This window comes from Thermus arciformis (assembly GCF_900102145.1).
In the GTDB taxonomy this organism is placed as follows: domain Bacteria; phylum Deinococcota; class Deinococci; order Deinococcales; family Thermaceae; genus Thermus; species Thermus arciformis.
Genome location: NZ_FNBC01000008.1, coordinates 1 through 15,025 on the forward strand (window position 1 = coordinate 1; position 15,025 = coordinate 15,025).

Annotated in this window: 14 protein-coding genes and 1 pseudogene; 10 read left to right on the forward strand and 5 right to left on the reverse strand. The window is 69.7% G+C overall.

Going from position 1 to position 15,025, the window contains the following annotated elements:
- Positions 1 to 293: transposase (locus BLP62_RS04265; protein WP_176758136.1), on the forward strand; the 293-nt coding region annotated here is incomplete at its 5' end.
- Here the strand turns inward: BLP62_RS04265 and BLP62_RS14325 are convergent.
- Genes BLP62_RS14325 through BLP62_RS04280 form a run of 3 tightly spaced genes read right to left on the reverse strand, consistent with a single transcriptional unit; the run spans position 285 to position 3,912 of the window.
- Complete coding sequence (locus BLP62_RS14325) at positions 285 to 1,043, reverse strand: sodium:calcium antiporter (protein WP_277621198.1); 759 nt, start codon at positions 1,041 to 1,043, stop codon at positions 285 to 287. The genes BLP62_RS04265 and BLP62_RS14325 overlap by 9 nt on opposite strands.
- Positions 1,040 to 1,501, reverse strand: coding sequence for a CBS domain-containing protein (locus BLP62_RS04275; RefSeq protein WP_093006197.1), 462 nt, complete (start codon positions 1,499 to 1,501; stop codon positions 1,040 to 1,042). Before BLP62_RS04275 ends, BLP62_RS14325 begins: the two co-directional genes overlap by 4 nt.
- Entirely contained in the window at positions 1,498 to 3,912 is a 2,415-nt protein-coding gene (locus tag BLP62_RS04280; RefSeq protein ID WP_093006199.1) for a cation-translocating P-type ATPase, read from the reverse strand. Before BLP62_RS04280 ends, BLP62_RS04275 begins: the two co-directional genes overlap by 4 nt.
- A 67-nt stretch (positions 3,913 to 3,979) precedes the next feature.
- Between BLP62_RS04280 and BLP62_RS04285 the strand changes: the two genes are divergently transcribed.
- The 3 genes and pseudogenes from BLP62_RS04285 to BLP62_RS04295 all read left to right on the forward strand — a co-directional run.
- A complete protein-coding gene (locus BLP62_RS04285) occupies positions 3,980 to 4,546 on the forward strand; it encodes a thioredoxin family protein (RefSeq protein WP_093006201.1) in 567 nt (188 codons plus the stop codon).
- Positions 4,547 to 4,589: 43 nt separating this feature from the next.
- Entirely contained in the window at positions 4,590 to 5,522 is a 933-nt protein-coding gene (locus BLP62_RS04290; RefSeq protein ID WP_093006203.1) for an NAD-dependent epimerase/dehydratase family protein, read from the forward strand.
- 76 nt (positions 5,523 to 5,598) lie between these two features.
- A pseudogene (locus tag BLP62_RS04295) lies at positions 5,599 to 6,474 on the forward strand (SLAC1 family transporter); the annotation flags it as partial.
- A 9-nt stretch (positions 6,475 to 6,483) separates the two neighbouring features.
- Here BLP62_RS04295 and BLP62_RS04300 read toward each other — a convergent pair.
- Entirely contained in the window at positions 6,484 to 7,908 is a 1,425-nt protein-coding gene (locus tag BLP62_RS04300) for a lyase family protein (protein WP_093006205.1), read from the reverse strand.
- 84 nt (positions 7,909 to 7,992) lie between these two features.
- Here BLP62_RS04300 and BLP62_RS04305 point away from each other — a divergent pair, with 84 nt between their 5' ends.
- The 6 genes from BLP62_RS04305 to BLP62_RS04330 are packed head-to-tail and all read left to right on the forward strand — an operon-like array spanning position 7,993 to position 14,525.
- Positions 7,993 to 9,177 carry an ABC transporter substrate-binding protein gene (locus BLP62_RS04305; protein ID WP_093006207.1) on the forward strand — a complete coding sequence of 395 codons (1,185 nt, stop codon included), beginning with the start codon at positions 7,993 to 7,995 and terminating at the stop codon, positions 9,175 to 9,177.
- Positions 9,178 to 9,204: 27 nt separating this feature from the next.
- The gene (locus tag BLP62_RS04310) at positions 9,205 to 10,080 is read left to right on the forward strand and encodes a branched-chain amino acid ABC transporter permease (protein WP_093006209.1); all 876 of its coding nucleotides are present in this window, start codon (positions 9,205 to 9,207) and stop codon (positions 10,078 to 10,080) included.
- Entirely contained in the window at positions 10,080 to 10,856 is a 777-nt protein-coding gene (locus BLP62_RS04315) for an ABC transporter ATP-binding protein (RefSeq protein ID WP_093006211.1), read from the forward strand. Before BLP62_RS04310 ends, BLP62_RS04315 begins: the two co-directional genes overlap by 1 nt.
- Positions 10,853 to 11,596: an ABC transporter ATP-binding protein gene (locus tag BLP62_RS04320; RefSeq protein WP_420918350.1), complete on the forward strand. Its 744-nt coding sequence runs from the start codon at positions 10,853 to 10,855 to the stop codon at positions 11,594 to 11,596. Before BLP62_RS04315 ends, BLP62_RS04320 begins: the two co-directional genes overlap by 4 nt.
- 6 nt (positions 11,597 to 11,602) lie before the next feature.
- Positions 11,603 to 13,456: an AMP-binding protein gene (locus BLP62_RS04325; RefSeq protein ID WP_093006215.1), complete on the forward strand. Its 1,854-nt coding sequence runs from the start codon at positions 11,603 to 11,605 to the stop codon at positions 13,454 to 13,456.
- 1 nt (position 13,457) lies between these two features.
- Positions 13,458 to 14,525 (forward strand): branched-chain amino acid ABC transporter permease, encoded by a 1,068-nt coding sequence (locus BLP62_RS04330; protein ID WP_093006217.1) that lies wholly within the window; start codon positions 13,458 to 13,460, stop codon positions 14,523 to 14,525.
- On the opposite strand, the gene BLP62_RS04335 is transcribed toward BLP62_RS04330, so the two are convergent.
- Positions 14,519 to 15,025, reverse strand: coding sequence for a glycerol-3-phosphate acyltransferase (locus BLP62_RS04335; RefSeq protein ID WP_093006219.1), 507 nt, complete (start codon positions 15,023 to 15,025; stop codon positions 14,519 to 14,521). The genes BLP62_RS04330 and BLP62_RS04335 overlap by 7 nt on opposite strands.

The following is a 15,025-nucleotide window of genomic DNA, read 5'->3' on the forward strand; positions in this document are numbered from 1 at the left end:
AGGGGGAGGAGGCGTGGGTGGTCTTGGACCGGGCGGGGTGGCACGTGTCGGGGCGGGTGGAGGTGCCGGAGGGGGTGCGGCTGGTCTTCCTGCCGCCCTACAGCCCGGAGCTGCAGCCGGTGGAGCGGGTGTGGCCCTTGGTGAACGAGGCGGTGGCCAACCGGTACTTCCGGGACCTTGAGGAGATGATGGAGGCGGTGGCTGAGCGGTGCCGGGTCCTTGCCCAGGACCCCGAGACCCTCAGGCGGCACACCCTGTTCCACTGGTGGCCTAGGACGAAGGAATTAGCATAAAAGGGTATTACTCCCCAGGAGGTTCCCCGCCGCCAGGTCAAAGGCCCCTAGGCGGGCCGCGCTTAAGGTCACCACCACCTCGGGCAAGGAGGTCACGGCCCCCACGAAGGCGGTGCCCACGAAGCCCGCCCCAAGCCCCGTTTCCTCGGCCAGCCGCTCCGCCAGGGAGGGGAGGAAGCTGGCCCCCGCCACCACCAGCCCGCCCCAAAGGAGGTACCCCCGCACCACCTGGGCCGCCTCCAGGTGCTCGTAAAGGCGGGCCAGCCGTTCCTCCTGGCCCAAGGAGCGCCGCTTCTCATAGAGGAAGGTGAGGCGGGCGGCGAGCAGGTAGAGGAAGAAGGCCGCGGGCGCATACCAGGAAACGGGCCCCAGGAGGGGGCCACCCCACCAGAGGGCCGCCCCCTGGAGGGCCAGGAAGAGGAGGCTAAAGCCCAGGGCCAGGGCGTGCCCCGGGTGGAGGCGGCCAAGAAGGGGGACTCGGCCGCTCACCGCGTCCAGGAGGGAGAGGATAAAGAGGTTGAACAGGGTGCTTCCCAAGACATCCCCCACGGCGATGTCCACCAGGCCCTGGAAGGCGGCGCTGCTGCCGGTGATGAGCTCGGGCAAGGAGGTGGTGGCGGCCACCAGGATCAGGCCCACCCACGTCCGGCCCCAGCCCCGCTTCTCCGCCAGGGCGTCCCCGTAAAAGGCCACCCGGGACCCCGCCAACACCACCAAAAGGGCCACCCCCAGGAAGGCCAAAAGGGTCATGCCGAGCTGGCGAGAGCTTTGAGGAGGTCAAAGCGGGCAAGGACCCCCAGGGGCTTTCCCTCCTCGTCCACCACGGGAACGCGGTTGATGTCGTAGGCGAGCATGACCTCCAAGGCCTGCCGCAAGGGGGCCTCCGGCCCCACCGCGTGGACCGGGGCGGTCATGATCTCCTCCACCCGCGTGGCCCTGGCCTCCTGGAGAATCCTTTCCAGCTGGCCCCCATTGAGGAAGCGGCCCAGGAGAAGGGGCGCGCGGAAGGTGGAAAAGGGAATGCCCCTTTCCTTGAGGAAATCGCTCTCGGTCACGATGCCCACCAGCTTCCCCTTCTCGTCCACCACCAGGACGCTGCCGATGCGCTTTTCCAGCATCAGGGCCGCCACCTGGTCCAAGGGGGTCCCCAAGGGGACGCTCACCGCCGGGCTCGTCATGAAGTCTTTGACCTTGATGTCCTCCCTCATTTGGCCTCCTTTCGCCATACTACCCGGTCCACCGCCTCCGCCAACCCCCAGACCGAAAGGGCGCTGAAGAGCACCAGGCCCCAGGCCCAAAGGGGCAAGGGGACGGCCTCGAGGAGGCCAGGCCCCAGGGTCCCCAAAGCGAGCTGCAGGAGGAGCCCCAGGGCCACGGCCCCGTGCAGGTAGAGGTTGGGGAGGGGGCGGAGGTGGGTGTGCCGGGCGGGGTAGGCGAAGAAGAGCTGGCCGATGGCCATGAAGTGGAAGGTGGCGCTCCGGGCGGCCTCGAGGCCCACCACCCCGGGCAGGAGCCCCAAAAGCCCCAAGGCGACCCCCGCCTTGAGGGTGCCGGTGAGGAGGACGAAGCGGAGGGAAGGCCTGTCCAAAAGAGGGCTGTCCTTAGGCCTCGGGGGCTGGTCCAGGACCCCGGGGTTCCGGTCCAGGGCCAGGGCCAGGGCGGGAAGGCCGTCGGTGACCAGGTTGATCCAGAGAATCTGCACGGCGGTGAGGGGGAGGAGGAGGTGCCCTGCCTCGTCGCGGAGGCCCAAGAGGGCGGCGAAGACCATCCCCAAGGCCACCACCAGGACCTCGGAGAGGTTGGTGGAAAAGAGGAAACGGATGAACTTCTGGATGTTCTCGTAGATGCTCCGCCCCTCCTCCATGGCGGCCACGATGGTGGCGAAGTTGTCGTCCAAAAGCACCAGGTCCGCCACCTCCCGGGCCACGTCCGAGCCCCGTTGCCCCATGGCCACGCCCACGTCCGCCCGCTTGAGGGCCGGGGCGTCGTTCACCCCGTCCCCGGTCATGGCCACCACCTCCCCCGCCTTCTGCAAGGCTTCCACGATGCGGAGCTTGTCCTCGGACCGGACCCGGGCGAAGATGTCCACTTCCAGAAGCTCCTCGTCGGAAAGCTCGCCGATCTCCTCCCCGGTGGCCACCACCTCCGCGGGGATCCCCACCTGCCTGGCGATGGCGAGGGCGGTAGCCGGGTGGTCCCCGGTGACCATCACCACCCGCACCCCCGCCCTCTGGACCCGCTCCACCGCTTCGGGCACCTCGGGGCGGGGCGGGTCCAGGAGGAGGACGAAGCCCAGAAAGCCAAGCCCCTCCTCCCGCTCCCCTTCCCCGTAGGCCAGGGCCAGGACGCGAAAGCCCCGCCCGGCGTGGGCCTCGGCCTCCTCCAGAAGCCTTCCCTTTTCCTCCTCGGGAAGGTTCAATCGGGGGATGAGGGCCTCCGGGGCGCCCTTGAGGAAGCTTCCCAAGGGGGTGGTGACCCGCATGAATTTCCAGGCGCTGTCAAAGGGGCGCTCGGAAAGACGGGGGTAGGCCTGGCGCACCCTTTGCGGGTCCAGGTGGCGGCTGGCGTAGCGGAGGAGGGCGAGTTCCAGGGGGTCCCCGGCCCCGGTGGCGAGGTCGGCGTCGTTGCAGAGGACCATGGCCAGAAGGGCCTTCTCCCGGTCGGGGCTCAGGAGTTCCTGGACCTCCATGCGGTTTTCCGTGAGGGTGCCGGTCTTGTCCGTGGCGATGACGGTGACGCTTCCCAGGGCCTCCACCGCCGAGAGGCGCCGCACCACCGCCTTCCGCCGGGCCATCCTTTCCACCCCCAGGGCCAAGGCCAGGGTGAGGACCGCGGGAAGCCCCTCGGGCACCGCCGCCACCGCCAGGGCCACGGCGAAGAGGACCACCTTGGCGGAGGGGCCCTCCACCCCAAACCCGAGGAGGAGGAGCAAAAGGGCGAGGAGCAGGACCCAGCGGGCCACCCGGTGGCCGAAGGCGTGAAGGCGCCGCTCCAGAGGGGTCTTCTCCTCCTCCATCCCCGCGAGGAGGCCCGCGATGCGCCCCATGGCGCTTTGGGGCCCGGTGCGCACCACCTCCAGGAGGGCCCGGCCCCGGACCAGGAGGGTCCCGGCGTAGACCTCGTCCCCCACCCCCTTCTCCACGGGGACGCTTTCCCCGGTGAGGACGCTCTCGTCCACCAAGAGGCCCTCTCCCTCCAAAACCCGGCCGTCCGCGGGGACGCGGTCGCCGGCCTCGAGGCGCACCACGTCCCCGGGGACGAGCTCCCGGGCGGGAAGGCGCTGGAACCTTCCGTCCCTCAAGACCCAGACGGCAGGCTCGGCCAGGGCCTTGAGGCGCTTTAGGGCCTCCTCGGAGCGCTTTTCCTGCAAAACGCCCAGGGTGGCGTTCAGGAGGAGGATGGCCAGGATGGCCAAAGACTCCAGGGGGGCCCCCTTCGCCCCTTCCCCCACCCAGAGGAGGAGGTCCACCGCCAGGGCGAAGAGGAGGACGTAGATGAGGGGGCTTTGGAACTGGCGGAGGAAGCGCCGGCCAAGGCTTTCCTCAGGTTTCTCAGGAAGGGCGTTGGGCCCGTATTCCTCTAGCCGCCTTTTGGCCTCCTCGGAGGTAAGCCCTCGCATAGGCTCACCCTACCAGAAACCCCCAGAGGCGGTTGTCCCGAAGGCGCCCCCTTGGTAGCATGGGGCCATGCTCCAGTACCCCGAGCTTCCCTTGGAGAGCCCCCTCATTGACGCCGAGCTTCCCGACCCGAGGGGCGGGCGCTACCGGCTTTCCCAGTTCCAGGAGCCCCTTTTGGCCGTGGTCTTCATGTGCAACCACTGCCCCTACGTGAAGGGCTCCATCGGCGAGCTCGTGGCCCTGGCGGAGAGGTACCAGGGCAAGGTGGCCTTCGTGGGCATCAACCCCAACGACTACGAGAAGTACCCCGAGGACAGCCCCGAGGGCATGGTGGCCTTCGCCGAGGCGCACGGGATCTTCTTCCCCTACCTCCTGGACGAGACCCAGGAGGTGGCCAAGGCCTACCGCGCCCTGCGCACCCCGGAGGTCTTCCTCTTTGACGAAAGGCGCCTCCTCCGCTACCACGGCCGGGTGAACGACAACCCCAAGTTCCCCGACCAGGTCCAAAGCCACGACCTCGAGGCGGCCATAGAGGCCCTCCTCCGGGGCGAGGAACCCCCCCTCAAGGAGGCCCCGGCCATCGGCTGCACCATCAAGTGGAGGCCGGGGAACGAGCCCGAGGTGCGGATCGGCTAGCCCATCTGGTAGACTGCCCCCGGGCTTCGGCCCGGGGGGTTTTATGCGCGTGTTGGTGACGGGCGGCGCCGGTTTCATCGGAAGCCACATCGTGGAGGACCTCCTCGCCAAGGGCCTGGAGGTGGCGGTCCTGGACAACCTGGCCACGGGCAAGCGGGAGAACGTGCCCCAAGGGGTCCCCTTCTTCCAGGTGGACCTGAGGGACAAAGAAGGGGTGGAAGGGGTCTTCCGGGAGTTCCGCCCCACCCACGTCTCCCACCAGGCGGCCCAGGCCTCGGTGAAGGTGAGCGTGGAGGACCCGGTCCTGGACTTTGAGGTGAACCTCCTGGGGGGGCTTAACCTCCTCGAGGCCTGCCGCCGCTATGGGGTAGAGAAACTGGTCTTCGCCTCCACGGGCGGGGCCATCTACGGGGAGGTGCCCGAGGGGGAGCGGGCCGAGGAGACCTGGCCCCCCCGCCCCAAGAGCCCCTACGCCGCAAGCAAAGCGGCCTTTGAGCACTACCTCTCCGCCTACGGGCAAAACTACGGGCTTAGGTGGGCCGCCTTACGCTACGGCAACGTCTACGGCCCCAGGCAGGACCCCCACGGGGAGGCGGGGGTGGTGGCCATCTTCGCCGAGCGGGTCCTGAAGGGGGAGCCCGTGACCCTCTACGCCCGGAAGACCCCGGGGGACGAGGGGTGCGTGCGGGACTACGTCTACGTCAAGGACGTGGCCGAGGCCCACGCCCTCGCCCTCTTCTCCCTGGAAGGGGTCTACAACGTGGGCACCGGGGAAGGGCACACCACGGAGGAGGTCCTAAGAGCCGTGGCCGAGGCGGCCGGGAAGGCCCCCCAGGTCCAGCCCGCCCCCCCGCGCCCCGGGGACCTGGAGCGAAGCGTCCTTTCCCCCATGAAGCTCATGGCCCACGGCTGGCGGCCCAAGGTGGGGTTTGCGGAAGGCATCCGCCTCACCGTGGAGCATTTCCGAGGGCGTTGACCTACCCCACCCGGGTATCCTAGAATAGGGGTTCATGAGCGCTCGGTTTTTCAACCCCGCCTGGTTCGCCGCCGTGATGGGGGGAAGCGGGGTGGCCCTGGCCCTAAAGGCCTTCGGCCTCGCCCCCTTGGCCCTTCTGGCCTACGCCCTCACCGGCCTCCTCTTCGCCTTAAGCCTTGCCTTCTTCCTGGGCAAGCTCCTCCGCCACCCCGGCCAGGTGGGGCAGGAGCTGCACCACCCCCTCCTCTCCCAGCTCTACGCCACCTTCCCCCTGGCCTTCCTCCTCTTCAGCCTGGCGAGCCTAAGGGTGGCGGGGCTTCCGGGCCTGGCCCTCCCCCTCTTCGCCCTGGGGGCGCCCCTGACCCTCCTCACGAGCCTCCTCCTCGGCTACCTGGTCTTCACCCGGCTCCGCCTGCCCTTTGAGGCGGCCAACGGCACCTGGTTCATCCCCCCGGTCTCGGCCATCGTGGTGCCCCTGGTGGGGGGGCCCCTTCTTCCCCTCCTTGGGCCCTGGGCCCGGGAGGTTTACTTCTGGCTCCTCATGTTTTTGGGCCTGGGGTTCGCCCTCTTCCTCTGGGTAGGAAGCACCCTCTTCGGCCGCCTCTACGTCCACGAGCGCCCGGCCCCCGAGCTGGTGCCCTCCCTCTTCGTGGGCCTCGCCCCCGTGGGGGTGGGGATCCTGGCCCCCCTCTCCCTCTTCGGGGGGGCGCGGGAGGCGGGGCTTTACGGGGGAAGCCTCCAGGGCCTCTACCTCTTCGGGGCCGCCCTTTGGGGCCTCGGAGGCTGGTGGTTCACCCTGGCCATGGCCCTCCTCCTGGAAGACCTCTTCCTCCGCCGGGTGCGCCTCGCCTTCCAGCCGGGGCTTTGGGGGCTGGTCTTCCCCATGGCCGCCTTCACCCTGGGCACCCGGGCCCTGGCGGAGGGCCTAAAGAGCCAGGTCTTCGTCCTCCTCTCCTGGGGGCTATTCCTGGTGCTCCTGGCCTTTTACCTGCCCCTCCTCCTCCGCACCCTCCTGGCCTTCTTGCGGCTCGAGGTCCTGAAGCCAGCGGCGGCTCAGGCGCACCCGCGCCCGCAGGGCGGCTAGGGCCTCGCGGTGGGCCTTAAGCCGCTTCTTGGCCCCCTTTAAGGCCTCGGCCCGCGCCTTCGGCCCCACCCCGCCCAGCACCTCCCGGCGGGCGAAGAAGGCCTCGAGGTCCATCCAGGCCAAAAGCTCCTCCCGCTCCACCCCAAGGAGCTCGGGCCTGAGCCCGGGAAGGGCCCCCTTGACCCGGCGGTAGGCCTCGGGAAGGGGAAGGCCCTTGCGCGCCAGAAGGTCCACCGCCTCCGAGGCCAGGACCTCGGGGGAGAACTCCGCCAAAAGGCCCTCCGGGAGAAACCGCCCCTCCTCCAGGGCCGCCCGGGTGAGCTCCACCGCGGCCTCGGCCACGAAGAGCATCTCGGCGAGGGGCTCGAGGACCCCGGTGGAGTGGTCGTTGAGGTCGGTGAAGGGGGTGTTGTGGTTGAGGAAGGCCAGGGGATGGTAGCCCCCAAGGAGCCTCCCGGCGTAGATGCGGGCGTGCTCCAAGACCACGGGGTTCTGCTTCTGCGGCATGAAGCTGGAGCCCTGGGCCAGGCCCTCCCCCACCTGGAAGGCCCCCTGCCCCGCCCAGAAGAGGAGGTCCGTGAGGAAGCGGCTAAGGCTTGCCCCCAGGCCCGCCAGGGCCGAGGCGAGCTCCAGGGCGTAATCCCCCGAGGCCACCGCGTCCAAGGTGTTCTCCACGGGGCCCTCAAAGCCCAAAAGAAGGGCCAGGCGCTTCCGGTCCAAAGGGTAGGGGGCCCCCGCCAAGGCGCTCGCCCCCAAGGGGGAGCGGTTCAGGGTGGAAAGGGCCCGGAAAAGCCGCTCCGTGTCGCGGGCGAGGAGGGATTCCACCCCCAGGAGGTAGTGGTCCAGGGTGGAGGGCTGGGCCGGGCGGTGGTGGGTGAAGAGGACCACCGCCACCCCCCGGTGGCCCTCCGCCTGGCGGAGCACCCCCTGCCGCAGGCGGAGGAGGTCGGCGAGAAGGGCCAAGGCCCGGTCCCGGAGGTAGGCCCGGAAGACGGTGAGGTCCAGGTCGTTGCGGGAAAGCCCCCGGCGCACCGCCCCCGCCACCTCCTCCCCCCAGTGCTCCGCAAGCTGGGCCTGGATGGAGAAGAACACGTCCTCCACCTCCCCGGTGAAGCTGGGCAAAGGCAGGGTGCGGAGCTCCCGCAAGGCGGCCACCGCCTCCTTGGCGTAAGGGAGGCCGAGCCGGGAAAGCTCCAGGGCGTAGGCGGTGAGGGCGTCAAAGAAGTGGGGCACCAAGGCCTCCCGGGCGAAGCGGTAGTGGCGGGCCAGGACGAAGCGGCGAAAGACCCCGTGCCAGCGCATACCCCCATCCTACGGGGCCCGGGCTTGCCAAAAGGCCGGGGCCGTGTTAGCCTTGGACCAAGCTCAATCCGGAAGGAGGCGAACATGAAGCGCAGGGAGTTTCTGCAAAGGCTTGGCGTGGGGTCCTTGGCGGCCTTGGGCTTTTCCCGCTTCGCCCTGGCCCAGGCGAGGCCCGTGAAGCTCGCCACCCTCCTCCCCCTCACGGGGCCCTTCGCCTTCGCGGGCAACGCCGGGCGGGAGGGGTTCGTGGACGGGGTGGACTACGTGAACGAGGTCCTGGGAGGGATCGCCGGGCGGAAGCTTGAGCTCATCGTGGAGGACACGGGCTACGACGTGGCCAAGGGCACGGCCGCCTTCAACCGGGTCCTCTCCCGGGAGCGGCCCGAGGAGCTCCTCTTCGTCTACGGCGACTCCACGGGGCTTTCCAAGGCCCTGGCCCCGGAGATCGCCAGGATCGGCCTCCCCTACTCGGCCACGAGCTTCGCCAGCGAGCTCGCCGACCCCGAGAAGTACCCCACCATCTTCGTCTTCGGCCCCACCTACAACGACATGATGGAGGCCCTCCTCCGCCAGATCCGCCTGCAGAAGGGCAAGGCCCGCATCGCCCTCGTCTACTCCAACACCGAGTTCGGCCGCGACCCCATCCCCTACGTCAAGGAGCGGGCCAAGGCCTTGGGGATGGAGGTGGTCCACGAGGAGGTGACGCCCCCCGCCTTCACCGACGCCACCCCCGTGGTGCTCAACCTGCGCCGGGCCAACCCCGACTTCGTCCTCCTCCAGGGCTACGCCCTCTCCGTGGAGCCCCTGATCCTAAGGGCGGCGCGGGAGCAGGGCCTAAGGGCCCAGTTCATGGGCACCTACTACTCGGCGGAGCTCGTCCTCATCCAGCGGGCAGGCCCCGCCGCCGAGGGCTTCACCGTCACCTACCACAACCCCTACTGGTACGACACCCTGGTGCCCGCGGTGGACGAGATGCGGAAGTTCCGCCAGCGGAAGGGCCGGGACACCTCCTACCGCCCCACCTACTACATGGGGAGCCTGGCCGTGGCCCTGGGGGTGGCCGAGGCCATGCGCCGGGCGGCCCAGGCAGGGAAGCTCACCCGGGCCGGGGTGGTGGAGTACCTGGAGAAGATCGGGGACTACACCGCTTTGGGCCTCACCCGGGGCTACCAGTTCGTGAACCACCGTATCCCCTACACCAAGCTCTACCGGGCGAGCGTCAAGGACGGGCGGTTCAACGCCATCACCGACTGGCTGAAGCTGGCCTAAGGCCAGGCCCCTTCCCCGGGAGGAAACGTGGCCGACCTCCTTCCCTACCTCATCGGCGGCCTGGCCAACGGGGCCCTCTACGGCCTCCTGGCCCTAGGGTTCGTGCTGGTCTTCCGCGCCACCAGCGTGGTGAACTTCGCCATCGGGGAGTTCCTGCTGGTAGGGGCCTACCTCACCTACACCTTCGCCCTCCTCCTTCCCCTCCCCTTGGCCATCCTGGCCGCCTTGCCCCTCGCCTTTCTCTTCGGGGTCCTGGTGGAGCGGGGCTTCGTGCGGCCCCTCCTGGGGCGGAACGTGGTGGCGGTGATCATGGCCACCGTCGGCCTCGCCGCCGCCCTGGACGGGGGGGTGCAGCTCCTCTGGGGCCCGGACCTCAAGTACCTGCCGGGAAGCCTCCCCGACCTGGGCTTTGAGGCGGGGGGGGTCTACGTCTCCTCCCGGGCGGTCTGGAACCTCCTCCTGGCCCTGCCCTTGGGGCTCGGCCTCCTTTGGCTCCTCCGGAAAAGCCGCTACGGGATCCTGGTCCGGGCCATCTCCGAGCGGGAGGTGGCGGCCTTGGCCCTGGGCATCCCCACGGCCCGGATCCTGGCCGGGGTCTGGGGGCTTTCCGCCCTCCTCGCCACCCTGGCGGGGGCCCTCCTCGCCGTGGCGAGCGGGGTGGGGTACAACCTCGTCTTCTTCGGGCTCAAGGTCTTCCCCGTGGCCATCCTGGGGGGGCTTGACGCCGTGGGGGGAGCCTTGGTGGCGGGGTTTTTGCTCGGGGTCCTCGAGGCCCTCTCCCAGCGCTACCTGGAGGCCTACCTCCCCGGCTTCACCGAGGCCCTTCCCTTCGTGGTGGTCCTCCTCGTCCTCCTCGTGAGGCCCTACGGCCTCTTCGGGGAGCGGCAGATTGAGAGGGTGTGATGCTTTCCGTGGAGAACCTCAAGGTGGTCTACCGCGGGGTGATCCTGGCCCTGGACGGGGTCTCCTTGGAGGTGGGCGAAGGGGAGGCCGTGGCCCTCCTGGGCCCGAACGGGGCCGGGAAGAGCTCCTTGGTGCGGGCCATCGCCGGCCTCCTCCCCAAGTTTGAGGGGCGGGTCCTGGACGGAAGGGTGCGCCTCTTCGGCCAGGAGGCCACCCACCTGGACCCGGTGGGGATCTCCCGGCTCGGCCTCACCGCCATCCTGGAGGGCCGCCCCCTCTTCCGCTACCTGACCCCGGTGGAGAACCTCATGGCCGCAGGCCACCGCCTCCCCCCAAAGGCGCTCAAGGAGGGGATGGAGGAGGTCTTCGCCCGCTTCCCCCGCCTTTATGAACGCCGCCACGAGCAGGCGGGCTACCTCTCCGGGGGGGAGCAGCAGATGCTCCTTTTGGGCATGGCCCTCCTCACGAGGCCGAGGCTTCTGGTGGTGGACGAGCCCTCCTTGGGCCTCGCCCCCAAGCTGGTGGAGGAGGTGATGCAAACCCTCGCCGCCCTAAGGCGGGAAAAGGGGCTTTCCCTCCTCCTCGTGGAGCAGAACGCCCGGGCCGCCCTCGGCGTCGTGGACCGGGTGTACGTCCTGGAAAGGGGCCGGGTGGTCTTTGAGGGGAGCGCCAAGGAGGCCACGGAGGACCAGGACGTGATGGAGTTCTACCTGGGCAAGGAGGAGGTGGGCTTCCGCCAGGCGAGGCGGTACCGGAGGAGGAAGCGGTGGGTGTGATCCTCGAGGTCCAAAACCTCCACCTCTCCTTCAAGGGGGTGAAGGCCCTCGCGGGGGTGGGGTTCTCCGTGGCGGAGGGGGAGTTCTTCGCCGTCATCGGCCCAAACGGCGCCGGAAAGACCACCCTCTTAAACGTCCTCTCCGGGGTGTACGAGCCCGAGAAGGGCGAGGTGGTCTTCCTGGGGGAAAGCCTTAGGGGGAAAAGCCCGCAGGCGCGGGCCCGCATGGGCCTCGGGCGCACCTTCCAGGGCCTGGAGATCTTCCGGGGGATGAGCGTCCTGGAAAACGTCAAGCTGGGGGCAGAGCTCGCCCTCCCCGGCTACCCCATGGCCCTACCCCGGGCGGAAAGGGAGTGGCGCCTAAGGGCCTGGGCGGAGGAGGTCCTGGACTACCTCCACCTCTCCCCCTTCCGCCACGCCCCGGCGGGGATGCTCCCCTATGGCCTCCAGAAGCGGGTGGAGGTGGCAAGGGCCCTCGCGGGCCGGCCTAAGCTCCTCCTCCTGGACGAGCCCATGGCGGGGCTTGCCCTGGAGGAGAAGCAGGACCTGGCCCGCTTCCTCCTGGACGCCCGGGAGGAGTGGGGGGTGACCCTCCTTTGGGTGGAGCACGACCTTAGGGCCGTCCTGGAGCTTTCCGACCGGGTCTTGGTCCTCTCCTACGGGGAGGTCCTCTACTACGGCCCCCCCGAAGGGGTGAAGAAGGACCCCAAGGTGGTGGAGGCCTACCTGGGCCAAGGGTGAAGGCGTATGCAGGGGACCCTCTTGGAACACCTCGTGAGGCACGCCAAGGAGCGCCCCGAGGCCCCAGCCCTAAGGGTGAAGCGGCTTGGCGTCTGGCAGAAGACCTCCTGGCGGGGGCTTCTGGACCGGGTCCTAAGCCTCGCCGGGGGGCTTTCCGCCCTGGGCCTTAAGGAGGGCGAGGTCCTCGCCATCCTCGGCCACAACGCCCCCGAGTGGGTGGAGGCGGAGCTCGCCGCCCAGGTCCTCGGGGCCCTCCCCATGGGCATCTACGCCGACGCCATGCCCGAGGAGGTGGGCTACTTCCTGGAGTTCACCGGGGCGAGGGGCCTCGTGGTCTCCGACGAGGAGCAGCTGGACAAGGTCTACCCCCACCTCCACCTGGTGGACTTCGTCCTGGTGTGGGAGGAGGCGGGGATGAGCCGGCACTTCCGGGGGAAGGTCAGGCGCTTTAGCCAGGCCTTGGGCGACCCCAGGGTGGGGGAGGAGGCCCTAAGGAGGCGGCGCCCCGAGGAGACCGCCCTCCTCGCCCCCACCTCCGGCACCACGGGGCGGAGCAAGCTCGCCATGCTCTCCCACCAAAACCTCCTCGCCGGGCACGAGGCGTTGGGCAAGGCCCTGGGCTTCCAAAGGGGAGCCTGGGTCTTCAGCTACCTCCCCCTTCCCTGGATCGGGGAGCAGATGCTCACCGTGGTGCAGAGCCTGGTGGAGGGCTCCACCGTCCACTTCCCCGAGGACCCCACCACCCTCAGGGAGGACCTCAAGGAGGTCCAGCCCGACTTCTTCCTGGCCCCGCCCAGGCTCTGGGAGGAGATGGCGAGCCTCATCCAAAGCCGGATGGCGGACGCCGACCCCATCAAGGCCTTCTTCTACCGGGCCGGGATGGGGGCCCTTTTGGAGGGGGCGAACCGGGAGTTCCGGGGGGAAAGGGTGGGGGTCTGGCTCAACCTCAAGCGGGCCCTCTTCTACCCCCTCATCGCCAGGCCCCTTAGGGCGAGGCTCGGGCTTGCCGCCTGCCGCATCGCCGTCACCGGCGGGGCGCCCTTGGGGCCTGAGGTCTTCACCTTCTTCCGCGCCCTGGGCCTGGACATCCGCCAGGTCTACGGCCAGTCGGAGACCGCCGCCGCCACCACCGCCCACGCCACCGGGGACGCCCCCCCGGAGACCGTGGGCCCCCCGCTTCCGGGCACGGAGGTGCGCATCGGCGAGGAAGGCGAGATCCAGGTGCGGGGCCCCCAGGTCTTCCAGGGCTACTTCAAGGGGGAAAAGGCCACCCGGGAGAGCTTCACCGAGGACGGCTTCTTCCGCACGGGGGACGCGGGCTTCTTTGACGAGCGGGGGCACCTGGTGATCCTCGGGCGGGTGAAGGAGGTGGGGGCTTTGGCGGACGGCACCCGCTTCGCCCCCCAGTTCCTGGAAAACCGCCTCAAGTACTCCCCCTACATCCGGGAGGCCGTGGTGCTCGGCCACGGGAGGCCCTTCGTCACCGCCCTCATAGAGCTTGACCCGGAAAACGTCCAGAACTGGGCGAGGAGGCGGGGCATCCCCTTCACCACCTACCTCTCCCTCACGGAACGCCCCGAGGTGCAGGCCCTCATCGCCGAGGAGATCCGCATGGTGAACCAGACCCTTCCCGAAAGGCTCAGGATCCGGCGCTTCGCCCTTTTGCCCAAGGAGCTCCACCCCGACGACGAGGAGATCACCCGCACCCGGAAGGTGCGTCGCCAGATCGTGGAGGCCCGCTACGGCCCCGTGATCCAGGCCCTCTACGGCGAGGGCGGCCGCGTGAGCCTCTCCCTGCCCATCCGCTACCTCGAGGGGGAGGGCAGGCTGGAGGCCACCCTCGAGGTCCAGGAGGTCTGAGGTGTACGCCCTCTCCAAGCGCCTCACCGACGCCTTCAGCCGCCGGTTTGCCCGGGCGGTGCGGGAGACCTACCGGGAGGACGAGGCCTACGCCAGCACCCCCTTGGGCCGCCTCGCCCTCTACGCCTTCCTCCTCCTGCTCCTCCTCCTTCCCCTCCTCCTCGGCCCCTACCCCATGTACGTGGCCACCCTGGTGGCCATCGGGGCCCTCTCCGCCCTGGGCCTCCACCTCCTGGTGGGGGGCGCGGGGCAGATCTCCTTGGGCCACGCCGCCTTCATGGGGGTGGGGGCCTACACGGCAAGCCACCTCACGGGCCCCCTCGCCCCCTTGGGGGTCCTCCTCGGGGGCGGGATCGCCGCCTCCTTGGGGCTTCTTTTGGGCCTCCCCTCCCTCCGCATCAAGGGGGTCTACCTGGCCATCGCCACCCTGGCCTTCCAGTTCCTGGCGGACTACGCCTTCAAGACCTGGGAGGCGGTCACGGGGGGGATCCGGGGCCGAACCCTCCCTCCCCCTGAGGTCCTGGGCCTCGTCCTGGACACCCCGGAGAGGCTCTGGTACCTGGTCCTCCTCTTCGCCCTCCCCCTCTTCTTCTACGGCAAGCGCCTCCTCATGACCCGCGCCGGGCGGGCCTTCCGGGCGGTGCGGGACAACGACCTCTCCGCCCGGGTGGCCGGGGTGGACCTCACCCGGGCCAAGCTCCTCGCCTTCGCCCTCTCCGCCTTCTACGCCGGGGTGGCCGGGGGGCTTCTGGCCCAGCTCTACAAGGCGGTGACCCCGGAGTACTTCCCCCTCTCCGTGAGCATCCAGTACCTGGCCATGGTCATCGTGGGCGGGGCGGGGACGGTCTTGGGGGCGGTCTTGGGGGCCTTCTTCGTCCTCCTCATCCCCGAGGTGCTAAATGGCTTCGTGGGGGCCCTGGGCCCGGAGTACGCCGCCCAGCTCGCCGCCTGGCGCAACGTGGCCTTCGGCCTCCTCATCCTGGCCTTCCTCGTCTTGGAGCCCCTGGGCCTGGTGGGGCTTTGGGGGCGGGTGCGGGACTACTTCCGCACCTGGCCTCTCCCCTACTGAAGGTGGCGCAAGGCCACGGGCAGACCCAGGAGGAGGCCGAAGAGGAGGTGGGAAGGGGTCTGGCCCAAAAGGGCGGCGAAAAGGGGCAAGGCCAGGGCCACCGCCAAAGCCGCCCGGCGGGGCCTCTGGAAGAGGAGGTGGAGGAGGGCGAAGAGGGCGAGGGAAAGGAGGAGGAGCCTGGGGTCCACGGCGAGGAGGACCCCCGCGGCCGGGGCCAGGGCCTTCCCGCCCCGGAGGCCGAGCCAGGGGGAAAAGGCGTGGCCCCACACCGCCCCCGCCCCGCCCCATAGCCCCCCCAAAGGGCCCATCCCCTCCCCCAGGGCCACCGCCAAGACCCCCTTGAAGGCGTCCAGGATGAGGGCGAGAAACCCCGGCACCGGGCCTAAGGCCCGGTAGGCGTCCGGGCCCTCCCGCAGAAGGTCCTTGCCCCTGAGGGCCCCGAACCAGAAGGCGACGGGGAGGCTTCCCAGGAAGTAGCCCAGGAGGAAAGGGAGAAGCAT

Coding starts and splice junctions, on each gene's coding strand:
- BLP62_RS04290 (WP_093006203.1), top strand. CDS start 4,590: ATGCGCGTGTTGGTGACGGGCGGCGCCGGTTTCATCGGAAGCCACATC.
- BLP62_RS04285 (WP_093006201.1), top strand. CDS start 3,980: ATGCTCCAGTACCCCGAGCTTCCCTTGGAGAGCCCCCTCATTGACGCC.
- BLP62_RS04305 (WP_093006207.1), top strand. CDS start 7,993: ATGAAGCGCAGGGAGTTTCTGCAAAGGCTTGGCGTGGGGTCCTTGGCG.
- BLP62_RS04335 (WP_093006219.1), bottom strand. CDS start 15,025: ATGCTTCTCCCTTTCCTCCTGGGCTACTTCCTGGGAAGCCTCCCCGTC.
- BLP62_RS04300 (WP_093006205.1), bottom strand. CDS start 7,908: ATGCGCTGGCACGGGGTCTTTCGCCGCTTCGTCCTGGCCCGCCACTAC.
- BLP62_RS14325 (WP_277621198.1), bottom strand. CDS start 1,043: ATGACCCTTTTGGCCTTCCTGGGGGTGGCCCTTTTGGTGGTGTTGGCG.
- BLP62_RS04315 (WP_093006211.1), top strand. CDS start 10,080: ATGCTTTCCGTGGAGAACCTCAAGGTGGTCTACCGCGGGGTGATCCTG.
- BLP62_RS04280 (WP_093006199.1), bottom strand. CDS start 3,912: ATGCGAGGGCTTACCTCCGAGGAGGCCAAAAGGCGGCTAGAGGAATAC.
- BLP62_RS04325 (WP_093006215.1), top strand. CDS start 11,603: ATGCAGGGGACCCTCTTGGAACACCTCGTGAGGCACGCCAAGGAGCGC.
- BLP62_RS04275 (WP_093006197.1), bottom strand. CDS start 1,501: ATGAGGGAGGACATCAAGGTCAAAGACTTCATGACGAGCCCGGCGGTG.